The 25,616-nt window shown below is 65.8% G+C and carries 25 protein-coding genes; 7 read left to right on the top strand and 18 right to left on the bottom strand.

Going from position 1 to position 25,616, the window contains the following annotated elements; all coding sequences use genetic code 11:
* Positions 1 to 98 precede the first annotated feature (98 nt).
* Positions 99 to 557: a hypothetical protein gene (locus IFT54_RS15690; protein WP_056408993.1), complete on the bottom strand. Its 459-nt coding sequence runs from the start codon at positions 555 to 557 to the stop codon at positions 99 to 101.
* A gap of 191 nt (positions 558 to 748) precedes the next feature.
* Between IFT54_RS15690 and IFT54_RS15685 the strand changes: the two genes are divergently transcribed.
* Complete coding sequence (locus tag IFT54_RS15685) at positions 749 to 1,120, top strand: hypothetical protein (protein WP_192071321.1); 372 nt, start codon at positions 749 to 751, stop codon at positions 1,118 to 1,120.
* Positions 1,121 to 1,187: 67 nt separating this feature from the next.
* Here the strand turns inward: IFT54_RS15685 and IFT54_RS15680 are convergent, their stop codons facing one another.
* Positions 1,188 to 3,062 (bottom strand): putative bifunctional diguanylate cyclase/phosphodiesterase, encoded by a 1,875-nt coding sequence (locus IFT54_RS15680; protein WP_197984715.1) that lies wholly within the window; start codon positions 3,060 to 3,062, stop codon positions 1,188 to 1,190.
* A 316-nt stretch (positions 3,063 to 3,378) separates the two neighbouring features.
* Between IFT54_RS15680 and IFT54_RS15675 the strand changes: the two genes are divergently transcribed.
* Positions 3,379 to 3,537, top strand: coding sequence for a hypothetical protein (locus tag IFT54_RS15675; RefSeq protein ID WP_156363512.1), 159 nt, complete (start codon positions 3,379 to 3,381; stop codon positions 3,535 to 3,537).
* A gap of 81 nt (positions 3,538 to 3,618) precedes the next feature.
* On the opposite strand, the gene IFT54_RS15670 is transcribed toward IFT54_RS15675, so the two are convergent.
* The 7 genes from IFT54_RS15670 to IFT54_RS15640 all read right to left on the bottom strand — a co-directional run bounded on the left by IFT54_RS15670 (position 3,619) and on the right by IFT54_RS15640 (position 12,425).
* Positions 3,619 to 4,305: a response regulator transcription factor gene (locus IFT54_RS15670; RefSeq protein WP_166747011.1), complete on the bottom strand. Its 687-nt coding sequence runs from the start codon at positions 4,303 to 4,305 to the stop codon at positions 3,619 to 3,621.
* Positions 4,306 to 6,981, bottom strand: coding sequence for a sensor histidine kinase (locus IFT54_RS15665; protein WP_192071320.1), 2,676 nt, complete (start codon positions 6,979 to 6,981; stop codon positions 4,306 to 4,308). It abuts the gene before it with no gap.
* The gene (gene kdpC, locus IFT54_RS15660) at positions 6,981 to 7,571 is read right to left on the bottom strand and encodes a potassium-transporting ATPase subunit KdpC (RefSeq protein ID WP_192071319.1); all 591 of its coding nucleotides are present in this window, start codon (positions 7,569 to 7,571) and stop codon (positions 6,981 to 6,983) included. Before kdpC ends, IFT54_RS15665 begins: the two co-directional genes overlap by 1 nt.
* 12 nt (positions 7,572 to 7,583) lie before the next feature.
* Complete coding sequence (gene kdpB / locus IFT54_RS15655) at positions 7,584 to 9,620, bottom strand: potassium-transporting ATPase subunit KdpB (RefSeq protein WP_192071318.1); 2,037 nt, start codon at positions 9,618 to 9,620, stop codon at positions 7,584 to 7,586.
* A gap of 12 nt (positions 9,621 to 9,632) precedes the next feature.
* Positions 9,633 to 11,336 (bottom strand): potassium-transporting ATPase subunit KdpA, encoded by a 1,704-nt coding sequence (kdpA, locus tag IFT54_RS15650; RefSeq protein ID WP_192071317.1) that lies wholly within the window; start codon positions 11,334 to 11,336, stop codon positions 9,633 to 9,635.
* Positions 11,337 to 11,350: 14 nt separating this feature from the next.
* Entirely contained in the window at positions 11,351 to 11,440 is a 90-nt protein-coding gene (kdpF, locus tag IFT54_RS15645) for a K(+)-transporting ATPase subunit F (RefSeq protein ID WP_037531783.1), read from the bottom strand.
* A 106-nt stretch (positions 11,441 to 11,546) separates the two neighbouring features.
* Complete coding sequence (locus IFT54_RS15640; RefSeq protein ID WP_192071316.1) at positions 11,547 to 12,425, bottom strand: TorF family putative porin; 879 nt, start codon at positions 12,423 to 12,425, stop codon at positions 11,547 to 11,549.
* Positions 12,426 to 12,610: 185 nt separating this feature from the next.
* Between IFT54_RS15640 and IFT54_RS20775 the strand changes: the two genes are divergently transcribed.
* Positions 12,611 to 12,739, top strand: coding sequence for a hypothetical protein (locus tag IFT54_RS20775; protein WP_274602307.1), 129 nt, complete (start codon positions 12,611 to 12,613; stop codon positions 12,737 to 12,739).
* Entirely contained in the window at positions 12,723 to 13,202 is a 480-nt protein-coding gene (locus IFT54_RS15635; protein ID WP_192071315.1) for an SRPBCC domain-containing protein, read from the top strand. The genes IFT54_RS20775 and IFT54_RS15635 overlap by 17 nt, the downstream gene beginning before the upstream one ends.
* 390 nt (positions 13,203 to 13,592) lie before the next feature.
* Here IFT54_RS15635 and IFT54_RS15630 read toward each other — a convergent pair whose 3' ends face one another.
* The 3 genes from IFT54_RS15630 to IFT54_RS15620 are packed head-to-tail and all read right to left on the bottom strand — an operon-like array spanning position 13,593 to position 14,592.
* Positions 13,593 to 14,069, bottom strand: a complete 477-nt coding sequence (locus IFT54_RS15630) for a hypothetical protein (RefSeq protein ID WP_192071314.1) — start codon at positions 14,067 to 14,069, stop codon at positions 13,593 to 13,595.
* Between the two features lie 32 nt (positions 14,070 to 14,101).
* Complete coding sequence (locus tag IFT54_RS15625; protein ID WP_244649104.1) at positions 14,102 to 14,356, bottom strand: helix-turn-helix transcriptional regulator; 255 nt, start codon at positions 14,354 to 14,356, stop codon at positions 14,102 to 14,104.
* Positions 14,356 to 14,592 (bottom strand): hypothetical protein, encoded by a 237-nt coding sequence (locus tag IFT54_RS15620; RefSeq protein WP_192071312.1) that lies wholly within the window; start codon positions 14,590 to 14,592, stop codon positions 14,356 to 14,358. The genes IFT54_RS15625 and IFT54_RS15620 overlap by 1 nt, the downstream gene beginning before the upstream one ends.
* A gap of 210 nt (positions 14,593 to 14,802) precedes the next feature.
* On the opposite strand from IFT54_RS15620, the gene IFT54_RS15615 reads away from it, so the two are divergent.
* Both IFT54_RS15615 and IFT54_RS15610 read left to right on the top strand, forming a co-directional pair.
* Entirely contained in the window at positions 14,803 to 15,933 is a 1,131-nt protein-coding gene (locus IFT54_RS15615; RefSeq protein WP_192071311.1) for an FIST signal transduction protein, read from the top strand.
* Positions 15,930 to 17,819 carry an EAL domain-containing protein gene (locus IFT54_RS15610; protein WP_192071310.1) on the top strand — a complete coding sequence of 630 codons (1,890 nt, stop codon included), beginning with the start codon at positions 15,930 to 15,932 and terminating at the stop codon, positions 17,817 to 17,819. Before IFT54_RS15615 ends, IFT54_RS15610 begins: the two co-directional genes overlap by 4 nt.
* 37 nt (positions 17,820 to 17,856) lie before the next feature.
* Here IFT54_RS15610 and IFT54_RS15605 read toward each other — a convergent pair whose 3' ends face one another.
* The 3 genes from IFT54_RS15605 to IFT54_RS15595 all read right to left on the bottom strand — a co-directional run bounded on the left by IFT54_RS15605 (position 17,857) and on the right by IFT54_RS15595 (position 20,643).
* Positions 17,857 to 18,567 (bottom strand): SDR family NAD(P)-dependent oxidoreductase, encoded by a 711-nt coding sequence (locus IFT54_RS15605; protein WP_192071309.1) that lies wholly within the window; start codon positions 18,565 to 18,567, stop codon positions 17,857 to 17,859.
* 85 nt (positions 18,568 to 18,652) lie between these two features.
* Complete coding sequence (locus tag IFT54_RS15600) at positions 18,653 to 19,414, bottom strand: SDR family NAD(P)-dependent oxidoreductase (protein WP_192071308.1); 762 nt, start codon at positions 19,412 to 19,414, stop codon at positions 18,653 to 18,655.
* A gap of 143 nt (positions 19,415 to 19,557) precedes the next feature.
* On the bottom strand, positions 19,558 to 20,643 hold the full coding sequence (locus tag IFT54_RS15595) for a catalase family protein (RefSeq protein ID WP_192071307.1): 1,086 nt from the start codon (positions 20,641 to 20,643) through the stop codon (positions 19,558 to 19,560).
* 348 nt (positions 20,644 to 20,991) lie between these two features.
* Between IFT54_RS15595 and IFT54_RS15590 the strand changes: the two genes are divergently transcribed.
* Positions 20,992 to 21,333 (top strand): PilZ domain-containing protein, encoded by a 342-nt coding sequence (locus IFT54_RS15590; protein WP_031395616.1) that lies wholly within the window; start codon positions 20,992 to 20,994, stop codon positions 21,331 to 21,333.
* A 63-nt stretch (positions 21,334 to 21,396) separates the two neighbouring features.
* Here the strand turns inward: IFT54_RS15590 and IFT54_RS15585 are convergent, their stop codons facing one another.
* From IFT54_RS15585 to IFT54_RS20560, 3 genes are all read right to left on the bottom strand, one after another.
* Entirely contained in the window at positions 21,397 to 22,584 is a 1,188-nt protein-coding gene (locus tag IFT54_RS15585; protein WP_197984714.1) for a DUF1624 domain-containing protein, read from the bottom strand.
* The gene (locus IFT54_RS15580) at positions 22,585 to 24,654 is read right to left on the bottom strand and encodes a TonB-dependent siderophore receptor (RefSeq protein WP_342354846.1); all 2,070 of its coding nucleotides are present in this window, start codon (positions 24,652 to 24,654) and stop codon (positions 22,585 to 22,587) included.
* 649 nt (positions 24,655 to 25,303) lie between these two features.
* Entirely contained in the window at positions 25,304 to 25,576 is a 273-nt protein-coding gene (locus IFT54_RS20560; RefSeq protein WP_244649102.1) for a hypothetical protein, read from the bottom strand.
* Positions 25,577 to 25,616: the final 40 nt, after the last annotated feature.

Raw genomic sequence — 25,616 nt, 5'->3', positions numbered from 1 at the left:
ATGTATTGTGACGAAGCGAAGTATTAGAATAGCCAGATCTAGTCGGAGATCGTGCCGTCAGCGAAGGCGCGGCGGCCGCCGCTGACGGCGATCCGGCGTCAGGCGTGCGCCGGCCTGGCGTGAACGATCGCGGTCGCCGCGGACATCAGGATCGCGTCCTCGACGAACCCGGTGCTCGTCTGCCCCCAGCGTTCCATCGCCCATTTGCGGGCGGCGAGGCCACCATAGGATGACAGGATCGCCGCGCCGATCCCGACCGCTGCGCCCGTCAGCTGACGCTTTGGCGGGGCGAGCGCCGCGCCGGCAAAGCCGCCCGTGATCGTGCGCGCGAGCAGACCGAGGAACACGGTACGATCGGGCGCGGTCTTCATCTTGTCGCCCGCCATCTCGGCCGCCGCCATCGCCACGCCCCCGGCGCTGATCAGCGGCACCGCCATCAGACGCGCTCCAGCGGTATCCTCAGGGAGCGTGCCGCGCTGTGCGGCGCCGGCCAGTGCAGCAAGCGGCGTCATCGCACGCTGGCCGGCCACCAGGCCTATCAGAAGGGAACGAAGCATAAGGGATCCTGTCGGTTGGAGCGATCGTCTGATCGGCTCCGTCAACGGATGACACCGTCAATGCGCTCCATACCAGCGCGCCGCTCGATCCCGCACCGACCCGGGCATCACGCTGATACGCAGAGCGGCGCCCGCAAACGCGCTTGAACGTCCCCGATTTGCGCATATGCCGGAATGCATTGGAGCGAACGATGAATGATCCGGCGAATACCAAAAGCGCGGCGTGGGACGGGACCCTAGTCAAAATCTGGCTCGAGCGGCGGCTTGCCGCGGCGAAGCTTGACCAGGCAATGGCGGACCGGCGCGGCTACGAGGCGCAGGACGATTATGACAAGGCGGCCGCCGAGGAATGGGCCTGTCGGGCGCTTCAGGCACCGGACTGCACCGCGGATCAGACCGGTTTTGCAAAACGGCTCAAGGAGCTGATCGCGCAGGACGACTATACCGCGACCGGCATCTACGACGATATCCGGTTCCAGCGCCATGTCCGCAGCCAGCTGCGCAAGATTGCCAAGATGGCCAAGACGAATGAAGGGTTCGAAAAGACCCTCCGCTACCAGTAAGGCCAAGCCATGGGTGCCGCGCCACCCCGGCTCGCGGGATACCGCCGGCACTGGGCCGGCCGCATCCTCACGAGGCCCGTGCCATCCCGCCACTGCCGACACGCCGCGCCTCGCGCTGCCCGTGCATCGTCAGGAGCGCGGTCGTCGCATCCCGGTCGACGGCCGGAGAAAATACAAAACCTTGGCCAAGCACGCAGCCGATCGCGCGAAGCTGCGCGATCTGCTGATCCGACTCGATTCCCTCCGCGACGATCCGGATGCCCATCTTCTTGGCGACACGGATCAGCCCTTCGACGATCGTCGCGCTGACACTGTCGGGTTCGAGATGATCGACGAACGTCTTGTCGATCTTGATCACGTCGACGGGCACCGTCAGAAGATGCGTAAGCGACGCGAAACCGGTCCCGAAATCGTCGAGCGCCACCCGGATGCCGTGGTCGCGGAGTGCGCGGATCGCCTTCTGGATCGCCTGGTCGCCCCGGCCCATATACACGGTCTCGGTGACCTCCAGGATGACATGTTCGAGCGGGACACGGTGGCGTTCGAACGCCGATGCGAGCACGCGCGCAATCGCCCCGCCGCTCAAATCCTCCGACGAGACGTTGATCCCGACATGCTGGACCGCGAGACCCAGATCGAGCCAGGTCCGGATGTCGGCGGCGACAAGCCCCATCATCCGCTCGGTCAGCGCGGTCGAAACCCGCGCATCGCTAGTGGCTTCGTGGAACGCCGCGGCAGAAATGATCCGGTCGTCAATGCGCATCCGGCACAGCGCTTCCAGACCAACGATCTCGCGCGTGTCGAGCCGGAAGATCGGCTGGTAATAGGCCTCGATCCGTCCGTCGCAGAGTGCTGCGCTGACATCGCGGATCGCGTGCAGGCGCCGCGTCATGCTCGAACCGAGCGCGGCCGAATACATCACGAAGCTGCCGCGCGCGGTGTCCTTTGCATGGTACAGCGCGAAATCGGCATTCTGGCGCACAGGGTCGGTCACGGGATCGCCCGCGATATAGACCGCGCCACCGATGGTCGCGCGCGGCACGACGATCTGGCCGCCGCAATCGGCGGGTCGGCCCAGCGCATCGAGGATCCGCTGCGCGATCGCATCGGGTTCGGCCAGGTCGTCCGCCGACTCCAGGATCAGCGCGAATTCGTCGCCCCCGACCCGAAAGGTCCGCCCGGGCTCCCCCGCCGCCGCGATGCGCTGACCGACGATCCGCAGGACAGCATCGCCGGCCGGATGCCCGAACGTGTCGTTGATCACCTTCAGATTGTCGAGATCGAGCACGAACAGCGCCCAGCGCGCGACCGCCCGTTCCCGGATATCGGCCAATGCCGCATTGAAGGCGGCCCGGTTGGGCAGCTCGGTCAGTGTGTCGGTAAAGGCGCGCCGCTCATGTTCGACGACGCGATTATGGCGGTCGATGGCGATCAGGCAGAGATGCAGGCAATGTTCGACGAGCACGCGTTCGAACGCCGTCGGCCCCCGCGCTTCGCGGTAGTAGAAAGCAAAGGTCGCCACGATAACGCCGTCCGGATTCAATATCGGACTCGACCAGCAGCCGCGCAGACCGAGCGGCGCCACCAGATGCTTGAAATCGGCCCAGCGCGGATCAGTCGCGATATCCGCGACGCTGACGTCGGTGCCAAGATACGCGGCGGTGCCGCACGACCCCGCCAGCGGCCCGATCGCGGCGCCATCGATCGCCTGCGAATACGACTCCGGAAGACTGGGGCCGGCCAGCGGATGCATCCTGCCCGCGCGGTCGACCGTCAGGACCGAACAGATCACGCCGGGCACCAGCTGCTCGACCTGCTCGCATAACGACCGGCAGGTCACGTCCAGACTCTCGCCCCGTGCAATCCTCTTGAGTATCGCGTTCTGGAGTTGCAGCACCACACGCTGGGTATCATCACCGACTGGATAGGATAGATCGGTCATGGGGAAATCATAAGCCATGGATGCATCTGAGAACAATTTCTATTTACTTTTCATGAACATCCCAAACGGCTATAGTTCAGCCCGATTTGGCATGTATCCATTCGCCAACGGACGCGCACCCAGAACTGTACTGCAGGAGCCCTCCGGAGTCCGACCGACACGCACTGACTTCGCCACGGATTGAGGATCCTTAGTCAAAGAACATATAGCGAACAATAGCTCTTGTCGCAATCTGGTCCCGCGCCTAGGACGCCGCATGGCTGGCACTCGCCGGCGGCGGAACACACGCGGGCGATGCTGCGCGAGGGGCTTGACGATGACGGACGCAGATCGGTGCTATTTCGAACGGCGAGCCGAGCAGGAAATTGCAATGGCCGCCGCCACCGAAGATCCAAGCGCCTGCGCCCGCCATTACGAACTCGCGAACCTGTATCTGTCGCTCATTTCGGAAACGCCCGTCAGCACGGCCGCCTGACGAGGACACCGGCATCGGTCAGGCATCCAAGTCGCGGTGCCCGTCGATGCTATGTCAATCGAGATATCCGCAAGGACCTCGCTACGCATCGGCACGCAAGCGGTAGCCGACGCCCAGTTCGTTGGCGATCACGCTGCCGACTGGTCCCGGGTGCTCCAGCTTCTGCCGCAGGTTGCGGATGACGATGCGGAGGTATTCGACGCGCGGGTCTTCCTCGCCGCCCCAGGCCGCCGCGAGCACGCGCTGATGCGTCACGACGCGGCCGATGTGCCGGGCGAGCACCGCGAGCACGTCATGCTCCTTGCGGGTGAGATGCAGTTCCTCTTCGCCCCGGAACACGACCCGGCGATCGAGATCGATGCTGACGTCACCGGTGCGCACGATCTTAGGCGTGGTTTCGGACAGTCCATGATGACGCAGCGCCACCCGCAGGCGGGCGAGCAGTTCCTCGCTGTCGAACGGCTTGGTGATGAAATCATCCGCCCCCAGATCGAGTGCTGTGACCTTCTCGTCGACCGCATCGCGTGCCGACACCACCAGAATCACCGCATCGCCGTGCGTCCGCAGCAGCGGGATCAGGCTCAACCCGTCGCGGTCGGGCAGGCCGAGGTCGAGCAGGACCGCGCTCGGATGCTCGACCGCTGCCTGCTGCAGCGCCTGCCGCCCGTCCTCGGCCTCGACAACCGCATAGCCCGCGCGGGTGAGGGTGTTGCGGAGCAGGCGGCGGATCGCGGCTTCGTCGTCCACCACGAGAATCTTTGCGGGCATTCAGGCGATGCTTTCCGGTTTGAGGTCGCGGACGATGAGTGCGCGCGGGAAGATCAGTGCGAAGGCGGCTCCGCTACCATCGTCGCGGTTCCCGGCCTCGACCGTCATGTCCATCGCCTCGGCGAATGCCTTGACGATCGCGAGGCCGAGCCCCGTTCCGCCCACCGCGCGATCGGACCCTTCGAGGCGGCGGAACGTCTCGAACACTTCGGTTTCCTTGCCCGGCGGCAGGCCGGGTCCGTGATCCATCACGGCCAATCGAAGCTCGCCGAACCGGTGCCGCCCCTCGATCACGATCTCGGTCCCGGGATCGCCGTAGCGGCCGGCATTGTCGAGCAGGTTGAGCAGGCAATGATGGAGCAGCTGAGGGTCGGTGTAGACCAGTGGAAGATCGGGCGGGACGTCGAGCCGGACCGCATGGCCCTCCAGCGCGCGCCGCGCGTCATGGGCCGCGCCGGTCACCGCATCGCTGAGGTCGGTCGGTTCCACGTTGAGCTTCAGCGCGCCCGCCTCGACCCGTGCCATGTCGAGCAGGTTGGCGACGAAACGATTGAGCCGCGCGGCCTCGGCCTTGATCGTCGCGATCAGGTCGGGCGTCGCGCCATGCTCGAGCTGGTCCGCCGCGGCAATGACCGCGGTAAGCGGCGTGCGCAGGTCATGGCTCACCGACGACAGCAGCGCGGCGCGCAGGCGGTCGCGCGTCCGCACGGTCTCGACATCGCGCATCTCGACCTCGAGCCGCAACCGCTCGAGCACCAGCGCGGACTGGTCGAGCAGGCTGCTGAGCAGCGGCAGCTGGTCGGCGCGGACCGGGTCGGCCGCGCTATCCTTCGCCACGCCCAGCACGCCCAGCACGCGGCCGCCGGCCTTCAGCGGCTGAAACAGCCACTCCGATGCCGCAAGCGTGCCCGATCCTTTCCCGGCCGCCATGCCCGTGTCCAGCGCCCAGGTCGCCGCGGCGGTATCCATCGTGCCGAGATGATAGCCGGCATCGCTGGCCGCGAGGATCTCCAGGTTCTTGCCGATCCCGGGCACCAGCAGGACGACCTGTACGTCGAGCAGCCCGCGGACGTCGTCGCAGATCATCTGCGCCGCGACGTCGAGGTCGTTCACGCTCGTGATCTGGCGCAGGAAACCGGCAAGCGTCGCGTTGGTCCGCGCACTCGCCGCGGCCAGATCCGCCTGCGCCCGGACACGTGAGGTCAGCTGGCTCGTCGCGACCGCGATGGCGAGCAGGACGAAGACCGAGACCAGATTTTCGGGATTGCTGATGCTCAGCGTACCGACCGGCGGCAGGAAGAAGAAGTTGTAGGCAAGGCTGGAGGCGATCCCCGCGTAAAGACCGGTGCGCAGGCCATAGAGGCTGGCGGCGGCCATGACCGGCAACAGGTACAACAGCGCGACGTTGCCGAGATCGAGGATGTGGAACAGGGCGCTGGCGACGCCCGTGACGCTCGCGACGAGTGCGGTCGTAACCACATAGCCGGCGGGCGTACCCCACCGCGCCGGCCGGCGGCGACCACGGTCCCGACCGCGTGGGTCTGCAGCCACGGGCAGCACATGGACGGTGACGCCCGGGGTATCGCGGATCACCCGGTCGACGACCGAACCGTGCAGAAACTCGAACCACCGCGACCGGTGCGACTTTCCCATGACCAGCTGCGTCGCGCGGGCATCGGCGAGAAAGCCCTGAATACCCGCCACCACATCGGTCGCGGGCACCGTCGCGACGGCTGCACCGAGCTGCGTCGCCAGCGTCATCGCCGCGGCAACGCGCTGATGCTGGGCATCGGAGAAATTCGCGACGCGCGGGGTTTCGATGAAGAGCGCGGTCCAGGGCCCCCGAAGCCCGTCGGCCACGCGTTTGGCGGCGCGCACCAGCGCGTCGGCACCGGGCAATTCGTTGATCGCGACGACGATCCGGTCGCTGCCAGCCCAGGTGCCGCCGAGACCCAATGCGCGGACGTCGTCGAGCATCCGCGCGTCGACCGCCTGTGCCGCTCGCCGCAGCGCAAGTTCGCGCAAAGCGGACAGGTTGGATTTGGAGAAAAAGTGCGACAGCGCCCGCGTCGCCTCGTGCGGCAGATAGACCTTGCCGGCGCGCAGTCGCTCGATCAACTCGTCGGGCGGGATGTCGACGACCTCGATCTCGGCCATTTCCAGCACGCTGTCGGGCACCGTCTCGCGCACGCGGACGCGGGTGAAGCTGGCGACGATGTCGTTCAGGCTCTCGACGTGCTGGATGTTGACGGTCGAATAGACGTCGATTCCGGCAACCAGCAGTTCCTCGACGTCCTGATAGCGTTTGGGGTGGCGACTGCCCGGCGCATTGGTGTGTGCGAGCTCGTCGACGAGGACGAGGCGCGGCGCCCGCGCGAGGATCGCATCCAGATCCATCTCCTGGAGCGTGCGGCCCTCATAGGCGATCGCCCGCCTCGCGATGATCTCGTGGCCGCGGGTCAGCGCCTGGGTTTCCGCCCGGCCGTGCGTCTCGACCACGCCGACGACGACATCGGCTCCGTCGCGTCGGCGCGCCGCGCCTTCGGACAGCATCTCGAAGGTTTTGCCGACTCCGGGCGCGGCACCGAGGAAGACCTTGAGACGCCCGCGACCCTCCTGCGCGGCGGCGCGCAGGAGGGCGTCGGGATCAGGTCTGCCGTCGCCCGAGACCGGCATCAGCGCGCGGGCGCGCCGGAGGCTGGCAAGGCGTCGAGCGCACGGTTGAGCGCGAGGACATTGACGCGCGGCTCACCCAGGATCGATGCATCCGTCGCATCGGTGACCAAAGTGCGAACCCGCGCGACCGGCACGCTGCGAACGCGCGCGATGCGGGGTGCCTGCGCCAAAGCGGCGGCGGGCGACAGGTCGGGGTCGAGCCCCGAACCGCTGGCGGTGACCAGATCGGCAGGCACCGGACCGGCCACACCCTCGGCACGGCGTTTCGCGACGTCGGGCGTCACGCGATCGACCAGCGCCTGGCTCGCCGGTCCGAGATTCGACCCCGACGACGCCAGACCGTCATAGCCCTTGCCGGCCGCCGATGGCCGCGTCTGGAAGTAGCGATCGGTCGTGAACGCCTGTCCCACCACGGTCGAGCCGATGACGGTCCCGCGGGCATCGCGCACCAGGCTGCCGTTCGCCTGAGAGGGGAAGATCGCCTGGCCGATACCGGTCATGGCAAGCGGGTAGACGAGCCCGAGAAGGACCGCGAACAGGATCGTCATGACGATCGCCGGCCGCAGCGCGGAGGTGAAATCCTTGCCCATGTCTGTCTTTCCTTATGCGAGACCGAGGCCACCGACCACAAGGTCGATGAGCTTGATGCCGATGAACGGTGCGACCAGGCCACCCAGGCCGTACACCGCGAGGTTGCGTGCGAGCAGCGGTCCGGCTGCCATCGGCCTGTAGGCGACGCCGCGCAGCGCCAGCGGGACGAGGCACGGGATGATGACCGCGTTGAAGATGATCGCCGACAGGATCGCGCTTTCCGGTGACCCGAGACGCATCACGTTCAGCACGCCGAGCCCCGGATAGAGGACGACGAACATCGCCGGGATGATCGCGAAATATTTCGCGACGTCATTGGCGACCGAGAAGGTCGTCAGCGCACCGCGCGTCATCAGCAACTGCTTGCCGAGGCCGACGACTTCGATCAGCTTGGTCGGATCACTGTCGAGATCGACCATGTTGCCCGCTTCGCGCGCCGCCTGCGTGCCGGTGTTCATCGCGACACCGACATCGGCCTGCGCGAGCGCGGGCGCGTCGTTGGTGCCGTCGCCGCACATCGCGACCAGCCTGCCGCCGGTCTGTTCCTTGCGGATCAGCTCCAGCTTGTCCTCGGGCGTCGCCTGGGCGAGGAAATCGTCCACCCCGGCCTCGGCCGCGATCGCCGCCGCGGTCAGCGGATTGTCGCCGGTGATCATCACCGTGCGGATCCCCATCGCGCGCAGCTCGCCGAACCGTTCGCGGATGCCGGCCTTGACCACGTCCTTGAGGAAGATCGCGCCGAGCAGGCGCCCGTCCTGCGCGACCGCCAGCGGTGTCCCGCCCGCGCGGGCGATCTCGTCGGTGATCCGGCGCAGTTCGGTCGCCGCGGCGGTTTCGCCCGATCCGGCATTGGCGCGCAGGATCGAATCCACCGCGCCCTTCTGGATCAAGGTGTCGGCCATCTTCACCCCCGAAATGCGGGTCTGCGCGGTGAACGGGATGATCTCGGCCCCGGTAGGGAGCGTGGTAGTCGCGACGTTGAACGTCTGCCGCGCGAGCAGCACGATCGAGCGACCTTCCGGCGTCTCGTCGGCAAGGCTGGCGATCAGCGCGGCTTCGGCCAATTGCTGGGCGCTGGTGCCGGAGACCGCGCGGAACTCGCTCGCCTGCCGGTCGCCGATCGTGATCGTCCCGGTCTTGTCGAGCAGCAGCACGTCGATGTCGCCCGCGGCCTCCACGGCGCGCCCCGACTTGGCGAGCACGTTGAAGCGCACCAGCCGGTCCATGCCCGCGATCCCGATCGCCGACAGCAACGCCGCGATTGTCGTCGGGATCAGCGTGATCAGCAGCGCCGCCAGCATCGCCACCGGTATCGACCCGCCGGCATAGGACGCAAAGCCCGGGACGGTGCCGACCGCGATGAGAAAGATGACCGTCAGCCCGACGAGCAGCAGCGTCAGTGCGATCTCGTTCGGCGTCTTCTGCCGCTCGGCACCCTCGACCAGCGCGATCATCCGGTCGAGGAAACCCTTGCCGGGTTCGACCGTCACCTTGACGCGGATCTCGTCCGAAATGACGCGCGTGCCCGCGGTCACCGCCGAGCGGTCGCCGCCCGCCTCGCGGATCACCGGCGCGCTCTCGCCGGTGATCGCCGCCTCGTTGACCGAGGCGACACCCGAAACGACGTCACCGTCGGACGGGATCAGGTCGTTGGTCTCGACCAGCACGATATCACCGACCTTGAGCTGGCTGGCGGGCACCGCGTCGAACTCGCGCCCGTCGCCTTTCAGCCGCTTGGCGGTTAGTTCCGCCTTGGTCGCGCGCAACGACGCCGCCTGCGCCTTGCCGCGCCCCTCGGCGAGCGCTTCGGCAAAGGTGCCGAACAACACGGTCAGCCACAGCCAGATGACGAGCTGGAGCTTGAAGCCGATCGACAGGCTATCCTGCCCGACCACGAGCAGGACGGTCATCAACGCCGCGACCACGGCGGTGACGAACATCACCGGATTGCGGACCAGCTCCCTGGGGTTGAGCTTGAGGAACGAGGCCTTGATCGCGGGGACGACGAGGTCGGCCGTGAACAGGCTTTTTGTCTGGGTCTTTGCCATGGTGGCCCCCGATCAGGACAATGTGCCGCTGATCATCGCGAGATGATCGGCGATGGGACCGAGCGCGAGGCCCGGCAGGAAGGTGAGACCACCCAGGATGAGGATGATGCCGACCAGCAGCCCCACCCACAGCCCGCCCGTGGTCGGGAACGAGCCTGCGCTTTCCGGCGTGTACTTCTTCGCCGCGAGACTCCCCGCGATCGCGAGCATCGGCACGATGATGAAGAACCGGCCCACCCACATCGCGACGCCCAGCAGCCCGTTGTAATAGGGCGTGTTGGCGGTCAGGCCCGCAAAGGCGGAGCCGTTGTTGGCGACCGCGCTGGTGAAGGCGTAGAGGATCTCCGAGAAGCCATGCGGCCCCTTGTTGAGCGGCCCCGCCAACCCCTGTTGCAGCACCGACGACAGCGCGGTCAGACCTAGGATCATCAACGGCAACACGGCGATCGCCAGCACCGCGAGCTTCACTTCGCGGCTTTCGATCTTCTTGCCGACATATTCGGGCGTGCGCCCGACCATCAGCCCCGCGACGAACACAGCGAGGATCGCGAACAGCAGAAAGCCGTAAATCCCTGCGCCGACGCCGCCGATCACGACCTCGCCGAGCTGCATGTTGAACAGCGGGATCATCCCGCCGAGCGCGGTGAAGCTGTCGTGCATGCTGTTGACCGCGCCGCACGATGCGGCGGTGGTGACGACCGAGAACAAGGCCGACGCGGCGATCCCGAAGCGGACCTCCTTGCCCTCCATATTGCCGCCCGCGACGCCGAGATGCTGGAGCACCGGGTTGCCCGCGGCTTCCTGCCAATAGGTGACGGTGGCGCCCGCGAGGAACAGGATCACCATCGCCGACAGGATCGCCCAGCCCTGCTTGGTGTTGCCGACCGCCTTGCCGAACGTCCAGGTCAGCCCGAAGCCGATCAGGAAGATCGACAGCATCTGGACGAGGTTGGTCAGCGCGGTCGGGTTCTCGAACGGGTGCGCGGAGTTCGCGTTGAAGAAACCGCCACCATTGGTGCCGAGCATCTTGATCGCCTCCTGGCTCGCGACCGGGCCGAGCAGCAGCGACTGTTTCGCGCCCTCCAGCGTCTGGACGTCGACGACGCCCGCCATCGTCTGCGGCACGCCGCTGGCGATCAGGAACAAAGCATAGACGATCGAGATCGGCAGCAGGACATAGAGCGTGACGCGCGTCATATCCGCCCAGAAATTGCCGATCGCCTTGGACTCGCGCCGCGCGAAACCGCGGAACAGCGCGAAGGCGAGCGCGATGCCGGTGGCCGCGCTCAGGAAATTGTGGATCGTCAGCCCCAGCATCTGGCTGAGGTTCGACATCGTCGATTCCCCGCCATAGCTCTGCCAGTTGGTGTTGGTGGTGAAGCTGATCGCGGTGTTGAACGCGAGGTTCGGGCTGAGCCCGGCCAGCCCCTGCGGGTTCCCCGGCAGCACGCCCTGCAAGCGCAGCACGGCATAAGTAAACGCCATCAACATAACGTTGAACAGCAGCATGTGAAGCGCATACCGCCGCCACCCCTGCTCGGCATTCGGGTCAATCCCGGCCAGTTTGTAGAAACCGCGCTCGACCGGGCCGAGCACGATGTGGAGCGGCGTCCTCCGTCCCTCGTACAGCGTGAAAAGCCACACGCCGACCGGTTTGGTCAGCGCGAGCAGGATGGCGACGAAGCCGAGGATCAGGATCCAGCCCTGGAATGTCATGGTGTCCGCCTCCTTCAGAAGCGTTCGGGGCGGATCAGGACCGCCACCAGGTAGACGAGAAGGCCAAGCGCGGTCAGCGCCGCGAGCCAGAGGTCGAGCGTCATGCGTGCGTCCTCACGCGTTGTCGCAGAGCCGGGCATAAGCGAGCGTCGCCGCCACCAGCCCGACCATGACGAGGATCCAGATCAGGTCGTCCATCACCATCTCTCCTCAAAAGGCCGCGGTGAGCGACGCGACGATGGTGCCGCCGGCGATATTGCCGCTGCCGTCCTGTCCCTTGCTGAAACTGGGGCGCAGATAGATCGCCTCGGCGCCCGAAATGTCGGTGTCGATGTACGACACGTTGAAGGTGAGGTTGTGCCAGGTCGCATCCGCGCCGAGCGACCAGTCCCAATATTCGCCGGTCGGCGCGACCGCGGTCGCGTTGGGGCCTAGCCCGTCCTGCCCCCAGCTATGCCCGACATGCGCCTTGGCGGTGATCGGCGTACCGGCCAGCGCAAGCGCGCCGTCGCCCCACAGGTACAGATTGTCGTCCTTGTCGCCCGGACTCGTATAGAGGCCCGCCGCGGCATCGGCGCCGGTCGCATACCATTTGCCGATCGCCTGCTGTTTGGGCGCATAGGCGACGCCCGCGGTCAGCGTTGCGGGGCCGGCGGTGCCGCTGAGCTTGGCATAGGGCTCGGCAAAGTCGGTGTTGTCCGCGCCACCCGGATACATGTACCAGGTCAGCCCGGCGTCGAGCGTCGCATTGTCGGCCAGCTTCACCTTGTAGCCCCCGATCAGATCGAGCTCCATATTGGCGCCGCCGAACGTCCCCCAGCCGGCAAGGTTCGATCCCCAGACGCCGGCATAGAGACCGCTTGCGTGCGACACCGTGATGCCGCCCTGGACGGCCATTTCCCGGTCGGACTGGGACACGCCGCGAAACCGATAGTCGGAGGCGATCGCCGCCGAACCGCTGACCGTCAGCGTTGCCGGGGGAGCGGTGTCTGCAGCGGCCTCGGCCTTGTCGCCGGGTGTCGATTGCGCCTGCGCGGTGACGGGAAGAGCGAGGATCGCGACGACCATGGCCGCATGACGGAACTTCATTGATGCACCCCTTGAACGGCGCTCGTCACACGACGATGCCTTCAGGGATGTGCGATTAGGCGCATCGATCGTAGCAATTCGAGATCGATTCCGGGGAATGGCATATAGCGCGCATATAGCTGGCGCATTTTTCACGCTGGGGACCGAGATGTCCGGTGATAAACCTACGCCAAATTGGCGATGGCGTGCGCGGCCTCGCCGCGGGGGCGATGTGGATCGAGGCGCACCGGCAGCTTTGCGAGGCCCGCTTTGCCGCATTGGAGAATGTGATCGGTGACCTGAAGCAGGAGGAAAACGATGAACAGCCAGGGTAGCGATGCGGTCGAGCGCTGCGGCGATCGCGAACTCGTCGTAACGCGGATATTCGATGCACCGCGCAGCACCGTCTATGAGGCGTGGAGCCAGGCCGATCTCTTCCAGCGATGGTGGGTACCGAAGTCCGCCGCGGGCATTTCGCTGGTCTCTTGCGACCTGGACGTCCGCACCGGCGGGACATACCGGCTGGGATTCAGCGCCGGCGGCTCCGATATCATGACCTTCTACGGCCGCTTTATCGAGGTGGTACCGAACGACCGCATCGTCTGGACCAATGACGAAGGCGAAGAGGGCGCGATCACGACGGTGACCTTCGAGGACCGCGATGCACAGACGCTGCTGACGTTTCGCGAATTCTATCCGTCCCGGGAGGCGCTCGACGAGGCACTGCACGGCTCGGCCGCGGGATTGCCGGAGCAGCTCGAACAACTCGGCGCATTACTCGCCGGCCAGGATCGATAGCGCGGGTCGGGGACCGCTGCTCTGGGAGTATATGCTCGCCGGAGTCGTGGAGCGTTTGCCAGACCCGCCCGGCTGTCCGCGACGGCATGGATCCCGTGTCTTGGCCAAAGACGAGAAAAGCGCCCCGCATGTCCGTGTGAAAGATCATGGCGGGGCGCTGAGGGTACTCGTCACTGGAGGCGAGAGCCTCGAGTGCTTGATTAGGATCAACTAGTTGATAATGTGTGAAGCATCCCGCCCGCTCCGTGTGACACCGTCGATGTCGCGGGCGGGATGCCGAGCTCTTACCGTCTTGGAGCAGTAAGCTCTGCGACGAGCGTCTCAAATATGGCCGCGGCGGACAAGCCTCATGTCATCCGCGAATCCCGGATCGAGACAGACAGCGCCCCGTCACGCGCCCTGCCCTCCTTTTCCAACGGCAGCATCACGACCGGGCGAGCGTCCAGCGGCCTTTATCGGGTCGCCACGGTCGTCCTGTGGCTGCTCTGCCATTTCCGAGCGCAGGCAAGCGGCGGGCGGCCGTTCATAGGTCGGCAGGCCGCGCGCCTTGCGCAGCCCGATCAGCATATCGACGCTGAGCGGCATTCCGACCTGCCGGCAGATCGCGCTGAGATAGGTCCGGGCATAGGTCGCCCGCGTGTCCGGCGTCCGCGTGATCGCATTGGGTGCCGCGGTGACGACGCGCCAGAACTGGTCGAACGGCGACCGGTCGCCCTCACCCCAGAAATGCAGCAAGGCCAGCGCCAGCCGCAGCCCCGGATTTGGCTTCACCGGGTGCGGACAGCAATCGTCGATCGTCTGGTCGAGCACGCACAGCGCGGTGTAGATCAGCCGCGCACGCGTGGGCGGTTTTGCAGGATCGGACATTGGTCACGCACGGCGCCCGATGCAGCGCCGCGTCATGTGCGCGGGACCCAGATGTCGCGAATCCCGAGCCCGAACTCCCCCGCGCCGAGATACGTGCAGAGCCGCTGGTGATTGTCGCTGGTCAGGGCCGCCGGACGCCCCTCGTTGATGAAGCGCGCCAGATAGCCGGGCGACCGGTCGATCAGACGCGACAAGGCGGAAAGACTCTCCCCGCGCTCATCGGCCAGCTGGCGCAATGCCTGGCGCGGATCTGCCGGCACCAGCGCCAGGCGAAGTCGCGCGCCCATTACTGCACCATCCATTCCAGTTCGGCATCGTCAATCGCCGCGAACGCATCGCCATCCGCCGACATCTCGCGCAGGCGCTTGCGGACGGCTTCCGGGTCGCCGTCCTTCGGAAACTGACGATCGGCGCGTGCCGCATCCGCGACCGGATCGATCCAGTCGCCGCGATCGCGCTGTTTCAGCAGCCACCTGCCGAATGTTTCACGCGTCGTTTCAACCCCGTCATCGTCCCTGTCCATCACCTGATCCTCCTGCCGACTCGATGACGGCACTTCTATCCTGTTCCTGTTTCGTTCTCAATGGGCTTGGCCGTTCATGTGCGATCCGTCAGCTCCGGGGTGGAGGAATCGACGCGCTGACTAAGGGGTTTCCCTTAGGTCGCCGGCAACAGGCCGGAAACCAGTCCACCGGCACAAGCAGCGTTCACTGCCATTTCCGGGACGGCGCTCATGTGGTCGAAGCAAATCAACGCGAACAGCGAATCGGCGATGTTCCCAGCGGCCCCCGATCTGGTGATCGTGTTCGGCCCGACCGACCGCCTTGCCGATCGCACGCTCATCGACCGTCTCGCGCACCGCTACGACACCGCGATGATCGTTGGCTGCAGTTCGGGGACGATGGTCGAAGGTGATCGGCTCGACGACGACGGGGTCGTCATCCTGGGCATGGGATTCGACCGGACCGAGCTGCGGCTCGCGGTCCAGCCGCTGCCGTCGTCCGACCTGTCGTTTTCGGCCGGTGCCGCGCTTGGCAAGGAACTCGCGGGCGACGAACTGTCGGGGATATTCGTCCTGTCGAACGGCCTGAACGTCAATGGCAGCGCCCTCGTCGCCGGTCTGCGCACGGTGATCGGCGATCGCGTCGCGCTGAGCGGCGGGCTGGCAGGCGATGGCGCGCGGTTTTCGGACACGCGGATCCTGGCACGCGGCGAACACCACGCAGACGTCGTCGCCGCCATCGGCTTCTACGGCGACCATGTCCGGTTCGCGCATGGCAGCGCGGGCGGCTGGCAGCCGTTCGGCCCCGTACGCACGATCAACGATGCGGCGGGATCGACACTGCGCGGACTCGACCATGAGCCGGCTCTCGCGCTGTACGAGCGCTATCTCGGTGAGGAGGCGGTGGATCTGCCTGCATCGGGGCTGCTCTATCCGCTCGAGATCTGGGATCCCGCCCACCCCGATGTTCGCGTCGTGCGCACATTGCTCGCCATCGACCGTGACGCCGGGACGCTGACCTTTGCCGGCGACATGCCGCAGGGGTGGAAGGCACGGCTGATGCGCGGGATGTTCGACGAGCTGATCAACGGCGCGTCGACGGCGGCGCACCATGCGCTCGACCAGACCGCCGCATGGGGAACGTCACCCTCTGCGTGCCTCGCGATCAGTTGTGTCGGGCGGCGGCTGCTGATGGGCCAGCGTACCGAAGAGGAAATCGCCGCGGTCGCCGCCGCGCTCGGCCCGGGCATCGCGCTGGCGGGCTTCTATTCCTATGGCGAGATCGCGCCGCAAAATCAGACCGCGGTGCCGTGCCTCCACAATCAGACGATGACGATCACGCTGATCGGGGAATGTGCGTGAAGCCCCCGCCCCCGATCACTATCGAGCCGCCGGTGCTCCACCGGATCGCGGCACGCCAGGCGGAACGCGCGCGACGGCCCGACGGCGGGATCGACACGGATCGCCTGCTCGCGCTGGTGTCGGCGACCTATGCCGAAACCGACGTCGACCGGCGGCGATCGGATCGCGCGAACCGCCTGATGGCGCAGGAACTGGAGGTCGCGCTGGCGGAAAGCGCGCTTCAGAATTTGCGGTTCAAGGCCGCGCTCGACAACATGAACCAGGGGCTCGCGTTGTTCGATGCGTCCCGGCGGCTGGTGCTGACCAATCAGCGGTTCCTCGACATCTACGGGCTCGATCATGCCGTCCCGGGCCTGACGCTCGACCAGCTGCTCAGCAACAGTCCCTGTCTGTCGGTCAGCACGGCTGACGAGCATCGTCGACTGGTCGAGGAATATGACGGCGCGGCCTTCGCCTATGGCGCGAGGATCGAACAGCGCTGGCCGGATGGACGGACCATCACGATCGAGCGCACCCGGCTGGTCGATGGCGGCTTTCTCGACACCGTTGCCGACGTCACCGAAGCGCGCAACGCGTCCGCGCGCCTCGCGCATCTGGCGCGGCACGATGCCCTGACCGATCTTCCCAACCGTACCATGCTGCGCGAACGGCTCGACGAGATGATGCGCAACGCCCGCAGCGGTGATCGCTGCGCGATGCTGTGTCTCGACCTCGACCGGTTCAAGCTCGTCAACGACACGCTCGGCCATCCGGTCGGCGACGCGCTGCTCGTCGCGGTGGCATCGCGACTGGTCACGCTGGTTCGCCATCATGACGTCGTGACCCGGCTCGGCGGCGACGAATTTTCGGTCCTCGTCCAGCATGTCACGTCGGACCATGCGATCGAGCAACTGTGCCGCCGCATCATCGAGGCACTGACGCAACCCTTCGAGATTGGTGGTCACCATATCCAGATCGGCGCGAGCATCGGCGTCACCATGGTCGAGGTCGACGCGCTCGACCCCAACGTGATGCTCCGCAATGCCGATCTCGCGCTCTACAGCGCCAAGGCGGGCGGGCGCGGCAATTATTGTTTCTACACGCCCGACATGCACGTCTTCGCGACCCGCCGGCGCGAGCTCGAGATCGAACTGCGCCGTGCACTGAAATCGGAAGAGTTCGAGGTTCACTACCAGCCGCAGGTCGCGATCGGCACGCATGCGGTGGTCGGCTTTGAGGCACTCGCACGCTGGTATCATCCCGAGCGCGGCATCATCCCCCCGAACGAATTCATCAGCGTGTGCGAGGAGATCGGGCTGATCGGCGCGGTCGGCGAATTCGTCCTGACGCGCGCCTGTCGGGATGCGGCATGCTGGCCGGACAGCGTCAAGATCGCGGTCAATCTCTCGGCGCTGCAGTTCAAGTCGGGGACGCTGCCGGCGGTCGTCGCACATGCACTGCGTGTCAGCGGCCTCGATCCGCGCCGCCTCGAACTGGAAATCACCGAAAGCGCGATGCTCGACGACACGGCGAGCGTCCTGAAACAGTTGCGTGACATCAAGCAACTCGGCGTGCTCATCTCGCTCGATGATTTCGGCACGGGCTATTCGTCGCTGAGCCATATCCGCAATTTCCCGTTCGACCGGGTCAAGATCGATCAATCGTTCGTCCGCGATCTCGGCACCAACAGCGACAGCCTGGCGATCGTGCGTGCGGTGACGGGGCTTTGCGGGAGCCTCGGGATCCTGTCGACTGCCGAGGGAGTCGAGACACTCGATCAGCTGAATATCCTGGTCGCGGAGAAGTGCGACAGCGCGCAGGGCTATTATTTCAGCCGCCCTGTGCCGTTCGTCGAAACGCTTCCCTTCGTCTCTCGCATGCACGCGCTTCACTCACAGGCCGCCTGAGCCGGATGCGGCACACGACCGCGCCGCGCCCGGGTTATCAGTGGCCCGCGACCTGTCCCCCGTCGACGTGAAGGATCTCGCCGGTCACGAAGGTCGCGTCTTCGAGATAGAGCACCGCGCCCACCACGTCGGCGATGCTGCCCATCCGGCCGAGCGGGTGGTATTTTCCCAGCCCCTCGCGCGTCTCGGGCGGATGCATCGGTGTCGCCATGATCCCGGGCGACACGGCATTGGCGCGAATGCCGCGCGCCGCATATTCGACCGCGAGGCTGCGCGTCGCGGCCGCGAGCCCGCCTTTGGTCAGCGAGGCCAGGACCGACGGGAATTCGGCGTTTGCATGCTCGGCAAGCGTCGTGACGATCTGCACGACATGGCCGCTCCCCTGTTCGACCATCAGCGGCAGCGCCGCCTGCGTCATGTGGAAGAAGCCATCGAGATTGGTCTGCGTGATCTGGCGGTACTGCACCGCCGTGTAGTCCGTGAACCGCTCACCGATAAACATGCCCGCATTGTTGACCAGGGTGTCGACCCGCCCGAAGCGATCACGCGCCGCCACAATCGCGCGTGCCGCAGTGTCGGGATCGGCGACGTCGCCCGCTACCGTGATCCAGTCCGCATCGTCCGCGGCCGCGATCGATCGCGACACGCCGACGACCCGCCAGCCGCGCGCGCGAAACCCGCGTGCGATCCCCTCACCCAACCCCTGCGATGCGCCGGTAACGATGGCGACTTTCGATGCATCAGACATGTATCACCTGATTCAAGACAATATTGGTGGCCGTGCCGCGGTCCGGGCTTTCAAAACGCGAAAGTCCGCGGCCGCCCGCGTCCTGTCACGACAGCGGCGGCTGCCCGTTCGATGCGGTCAGTCCGCCGTCGACAGGCAGGTTGACCCCGGTCACGAAGCGCGCGTCGTCGCTCGCCAGGAATGCGATCACGCCGGCGATGTCCGAAGGCTCTGCGCCACGCCCGATCGGGATCCGCTCCTCGAACTTGGCGATCAGATCGGGCTGTTCCTTCATCCCCGCGGTCAGCGCGGTGTAGGTCAGCGACGGATTGACCGCATTGACGCGGACGCCGTGCGTCGCCTCGTCCATCGCGAGGGCCCGCGTGAAGTTGCTGACCGCCCCCTTGGCCGCACAATAGAAGCTGTGGTTCCAGTCGCCGCCGAGCCCCGACACCGACGACACGTTGACGATGCAGCCTTTCGCCGCACGCAGATGCGGGATCGCGGCGCGGCTCATATGCACGACACCGTACAGGTCGGTCTCGATCACCTTGGTGAAGTCGGAGAAATCACCTTCGTCGAGCTTGCCCAGATGATCGACGCCCGCGTCGTTGACGAGCACGTCGATGCGACCGAAGCGCTCGACCGCGGTCCCGACCAGCGCCTCGCAGGCAGCGCGGTCGGTGACGTCGGTGTTCTGGACCGCGACGGTGCCGCGCAGTTCATCCGCAAGCCGGTCGAGCCCGGCCGTGTCGATGTCGCCGAGCACCAACGTCGCGCCTTCGGCGGCAAAGCGGCGCGCGGCACCCTCGCCAATTCCCGATGCGGCACCCGTGATGACGACGACCATGTCCGAAAAGCGCGCCATTACGCGTTGTCCGCCCGTGCCCCGTGCTTGCCCTCGCAGAAGGCAGGACGATCGTCGGTGCCGCGGGGTGCGATCAGGATCGCGATTGTCTTGCCCTGGAGTGTCATGACTGTCCTTTCGATTCTGACGAGGTGCAAATGGCGTCAGGCCGGTATCTCGGTGACGTTCGCGGTATTGGCGGCGGCAATGCCGGTCTCGCGGTGGCGGAAATCGCTCAGCGCGCGATACACCTGCATGCGCGCGCGCATCACGCCGCCCAGCGGGCGATGGGCCTCCAGGCTGTGCGCCGGCCGGAACGTCATCACCTCGTCGAAATAGCGGACGCGATCGGGGCCATAGGCATGCTGGCGCGGCAGACGGATCGTCGCGACGGTCCGATAGTCGCTGTCCTGCACCGGCCATTCGACCGAGCTGTCCTCGATCGGCTGGGTCTCCGCATTCGCCCAGAGCTGCGCGCGCAATTCAAACACCGCATCGTTCGCGTCGAAATAGTCGATCGCGGCATGACGAAAGCCGTCCTCGTCCTGACTGGAATCGAGCCGCCAGGCATCGAGCGCACGCTGCTCGGCGGATACCGGAAAGGCCCCAATCTTGGCGACATGATCGCCAAAGCGGATCGGGCACTGGCTGAAATAGCACTCGTCGAGCGGGTGGCTGAACGGATGACCGTAGAAGTCGAGCGTCGGGCTGGGGCTCCCGGTCACTGCGTTCAGCACCGTGTTGATGCTGCGCGCAATCGATGCCGCGGCGCTCTTGACGCCCTCGGGCATCGGCACGGTCATGCCGATCTTCTTGGCCTGGCTCAAAAACCCTGCCGCAGTACCTGCGGGAAAAGTCGTGCCGCTCGCCAGCACGAAATCCTGGGTCGGCGCGTCGTGACCGGGCAGTCTTGCACCCTCGACGCCAAAGACCTTGATCGCCATGCCGCGATGGGTCGACACCCGGTCGCCAAGCTTCTCACCCGGCCCCTGCGCGAAGCGGACCGCGACGGCAAAGGTCCCGGCCTGCGCGTACAGCCCCTGCGCCAGTTCGGGCGGCAGATCGTCTGCAACGACGAGTTCGCCGATGACACAGGCGGTGCTCTTCGCGTGGCTCGCCCGCACGGCATGGCCGTCGCGCTTTTCCACCGTCTGGCTTTCCTGCGTCATGCCCTTGATGATGCCATCGATACTCGCCTGCTCATCGGCTTCGAGCGTCTCGATGTCGTCGCGATAGGGTAGATAGGCCATGGGACGCTCCCGTTGAATCAGGAGCTAAACACCGACGACCGCTGCGACGTTTCCGTACGGTTCCGGGCAGAGGCACCGCCCCGCCGAGCCTTTCAGTACTTGTCGACGACCCGCCGCACAGGCCAGGCCTGTGCCGCGGCTCGAACGTTGCCGTGAAACCGCCGTTGCCTTTCCGTCCGATATGCCCGTGCGCAAGAGCAGATAAATGCCTCGGCCGTTGTCCCCGACCAATCGCTAAGCGACAAGCATCTCGGCGCCGATTGCCGGATGCCGTTGAAAGAGGGCGGCTCGTGTGCGGAATGGTGCATGCTTAACGCGGCATTAGGGTTGATGGCCTAGATGTGGCGTATGAAGACCTACCGCCGCCTCGCCAGCGACATCAGCCACGATCTGCTCGATCGACGCAATTGCACGCGGCGTGCGATCAGCCTCCCCGTGACGATCGTCACCGGCTTCGGCGACACACACGCGGCGATCGTTCAGAATGTCTCGTCCCGGGGTTTCAATATCCAGTCCGAATATGGCGTCACGATCGGCCGGTTTCTCTCGCTCGACATACCCGGGCTCGCCCAATATCCCGGTTGGGTGGCGTGGTCCTATCTCGGGGGATTCGGGCTGGAGGTCGCCAACCCGATCCCCGAACAGGTGATCGAGCATATCGTCGCGATGGCCGTCAGACACGCCGCCTGAGCTGCGGCATGCCCGGCGGGGGCCGCGTGATCGCGTCGTCACCGCACCGATGCGGACCTGCCATCAGAAAAACCGCAGCCACGCGATATCCCGACGACGCTGCTTCAACCGTGCGAACCACATCGTCGGAAGCGCAAACGGTATGATCAGGACGACGTACCAGATGAGCACCCAGGCATAGCCATCGACCATGAAGACCGCGCCGTCGGTCGGCCCCCACCACGCCAGCGCCGCGTGATAGAGGATGCGCAGCATGGTGAGATGAAACAAATAGAAGAACATCGGTGCGGCGCCAAAGACGGCCAGACCGGAGACAAGCCGTGAGCTCGCCCGTCGCTCGCAGTGCGCCAGCAGCAGCGCTCCGCCGCCCAGGGTCGGCAGCAGGAACAGGAGCGACGGCGGATATTTCGTCATCGACAGGAAGCTGATCGCCGTCCGCAGCGGGCTGTTATCGACCACATGCCAGGGCGCGTCGCCATAGAGGTTGAAAGCGCGCAGCGTGATGAAGCCCACGATCATCCCGATGCCGAGCCGCGTCAGATATAGCCTGCGCTGCGCGGATGCGACCATGCGGTCAAACCACGGCCCGATCGCGTGACCGAGCAGCATGACCCCCAGCCACGGAAGGATCGGATAGGTCGTCCTGGCCAGGAACCCGAACGGCAGGGCGATGACGTCGCGCTGGTGCAGCAACGCCCAGACCGGGAACAGCGTGTCCCCCTGGTGCAGCCGAACGGGATCGAGCAGATTGTGGCCACATACCAGCACCAGTCCCAGTGTGATCCGTGCCGGCCGGGGGAGCCGTATCAGCCCGGCGAGCAGGATCATGCACAGGCCGAGGCACCAGATCACCTGCAGCCAGAAGGTCGGCTGTGGCACCACCCCCCAATAGAGTGGCGACAGGTACAGCACGTCGATCGCCATCAGCAGCAACCCGCGCTTTGCCAGGAACGCGGCGGTTTCGCGCGGCGTGTGGCTGACGCCGAAGAGATAGGCGGAAAGGCCGGTCAGCGCGACGAAGATCGGCGCGCAGAAGCTGGCGGCGAAGCGCGCGATCGCGAGTGCCGGCATGACCGTGTTGGCATCCACCGGATCGGGCATGGGAACAAGGACAAGCCATGTCTCGCGCAGATGGTCGAGCAGCATCAGGATCATCACGATCCCGCGCACCGCGTCGATGCTCTCCAGTCGCCTGCGCGGGATATCGCGATCGGGTGCGGCAGCGCGCGTCTGGTCCGTCATTATCGCCATTCAGAATTCCGCTCGCAGCGACGCGCGCACGGTGCGTGGCGCGCCTGGATAGATCCAGACCGAATTATACGAGCTTTGCGCGTAGCGCTCGTCGAACAGGTTATCGACCTCGGCGCGGACCGTCAGCGAACTCGATAGCGGAATGTCGGCGGACGCCTTCACCTTAATATAGTCGGGCAGCATGAGCCCGCTGGCGTCGGTCGCGCCAGACCGCTTGCCGACATAGGCGACACCGCCGCTGATCTGCCAGTCCCGGCCGGTGCCGGGATCGAAGCGGTGCACGATGAAGGCCGTCGTCGAATGATCGGGGACGTTCAGCGCCAGCGGCGTGGCGAACGACCGATCGTCGGTGCGCGCGCGCGTCCAGGCATAGTTCACCACCGCCTGCCACCGCGCGGCAAGCCGCAGCGACGCATCGAATTCGACGCCGCGGCTCGTCAGCGATCCTACCGGCGCCAGGAAATTGGCGTCGTTCGGATCCGTCGTGAGGACGTTGCTCTTTTTGATATCGAACCAGGTCAGGCCGACATCGATACCGCGCCAGCGGCCCGCCGCGCCGATCTCGTAGCCATGCCCCTGTTCGGGGGCGAACGCGACACCCCCCGCGCCGCTGCCGGAATTCAGCTGGAACGACTCACCCCAGTTGGTGTGGACCGAGAGCGCGTCGCTGACGGCATAGCGCGCGCCGAGCCGGAAATTGACGGGGCGCCCCCTGGACACGGTCGTCGCCTTGACGAGATTGCGCGCGAGTTGCTGCCGGTAGGCGTCGAGGCGGACGCCACCGACGAGATCGAGCCGATCGGTCACCGCCCAGGCGTCCTGTGCGTAGAGCGACACCACGCGTCGCGTTTCGCGCTGATCGATACTGGGCAGGAGCGGCAAGGCCTGTGTCTCGCCATAGACGGGGTTTAAGACGTCGATCGCATAGGGATTGGCGGCGGTCGGATTTCGCCGGTTCAGCAATTCGAGATAGTCGAGCGTGTAGCCTTTGATGCCCAGGCTCGGACGATGGAGCCCGAGGGCGTGCACTTCGCCGCGCACTTCGAGACGCGCGGACAGATCCTCGACTTCGTAACCCCGTTCGCGACGCTGCCGCCACAGCGTGTGTCCGTCGACGACGCGCGATGGATCCGCCGAAAAGCCCCGCAACGTGCCGGTCCGATAGGCGACGCCGCCGACGAGCGACCATGTCCCACCCAGCCGCGCTTCGCCGGTCAGCTGGTGGCGGGTGTCGCGTGCGCGCGTCGGCCTGTTCGAGGGTTCGCCGAGGAACCGCGACGCCGGCAGCGCGAGCGGATCGCCATCGACCGCCGCCACACCGCGATCGAACGGCGCGTCATAGACGATATGCTGGGCAAGATAGGTGAGCTGTACGGCGTCGCTCGGCCGGAAGGTCAGCGACGGGGACACGACGCGGCGCTTCACCGTGACGAAATCGCGGTAGCCGTCGCTGTCTTCGGTCGCGACCACGATCCGCGCGGCGAGCGTCCCGGTCAGCGGCCCCGTCGCGTCCAGTTCGATCCGACGCGTGTCGAACGAGCCATAGTGCAGCGAAGCCGACGCCTGTGATGCAAAACGCGGCGTCTTGCTGACCATATTGACCCGTCCGGCGGGATCGATATCGCCGAAGACGGCACCGGCAGGGCCCTTGAGGATCTCGATGCGCTCGATCGTCGCGGGGTCCCGCGCGGGGGCGCTGCCGCGATTGGCGATGAAGCCATCGGTATAATATTCGCCGCCGCCATCGGCGGTGCTCAGGAAGCCGCGGATCGCGAAATTATCGGCAAAGCCTCCGCGATTATTCTGCTGGCTGCTGCCGCTCACCAATTCCAGCGCGTCGCTCAACCGGTAGGTGCCCGCCGCACGCAGAATGTCCTGTTCGAGCGACCGGCTCGATTGCGACATCACTTCGGTCGCGCGATCGGAGGAAAGCGTCGCGTCCCGCGACGTCCGGGTCCCGAGCACGACGATCTCGTTCCGCTCCGCCGGCTCCTCGACGGCCTGCGCAACCGCCGGCGACCCTGCCATCATCCCGATCGCGCCAAGCGTGTGCCGCAGCCGAAGCGGCACAGCCCCGCTCGATAATCGTGTCACAGTCCGCATCGTCCAGCGTGCCAAGAGACTTCCTCATATGCGATGATATGTTGTCTCCTAACGTTGCCACTCCGCGATGGCAACGCGGCAGTCTGCAGTGGTGGCCAGGTGTACGAACGATCGACCTGAACCTGCAGGGCAGGATGCAAAACAAGAAGCATCGAGCTTTGCCGCCCGTCCTCGCGACGCTCGATCGCCGGCTATGGGCCGAATACGCGACCTCACGTAAATCAAATTGGGGAACCGCGCCGGCCTCGGCTGGCTGGTCAATTATCACGGGCGAGCGGTGCAGGATGTCGACCGGGCCTGGGACACCTTGCTTACGAAGCTCGGACTGCCGAAGGGCCGCGAGTGGCGCTCGTACCTATTGCGCCACAGCCTCACGACGCTCGCGCGCAACCGCGGCGCTACGAAGTGGGGTTTAGAAGGTTTCATGGGTCACAGCAACGGCCGTTCAGCCCCTCGCGTCGCGCAACGCTTCCAATGTAGCCATCTTGACCGGGTCTTCAACTGCAAGAGCCTCTTCAAGATAGTAGCCATAAGATATGTTGCGCACCACCTCTTGCGCCTCGCCACTATATTCCTCCGCTATGATCGGAAACGCATTCACGAGCTCACGGAGAAATCACTTGTCCATCTCTTGAAGATGGCTAGCTAAGGCTTCCATCATTTTCACGGCGGTATCAGGGTTAAGTTCCTCGTCGTCGGTCAGTTCGAGGAACACGGCATACTCCGCGATAATTTCTGCAACCTGCATAGCGATCATGGCTTCACAACCTTTACGTGAATGTTCGTGATGCTCATCTGCTTGAGCAGTTTCAGTGCCTTGGTTTTCTCGACAGGCGTAGGGACCTCCCACGTCCCGATCAGACGGTGTTGTGCTAGGGTCAGGACTCATTGGTCATAGCCAGAAGATGACGGTGGCCGCGAGCGCGACG

Origin of the sequence: Sphingomonas sp. CFBP 13714, from assembly GCF_014842205.1 — a bacterium.
GTDB classification, from domain to species: Bacteria; Pseudomonadota; Alphaproteobacteria; order Sphingomonadales; family Sphingomonadaceae; genus Sphingomonas; species Sphingomonas aerolata.
The sequence above is the reverse complement of the archived record's forward strand: the minus strand, read 5'-3'. Positions and strand labels throughout refer to the sequence as shown.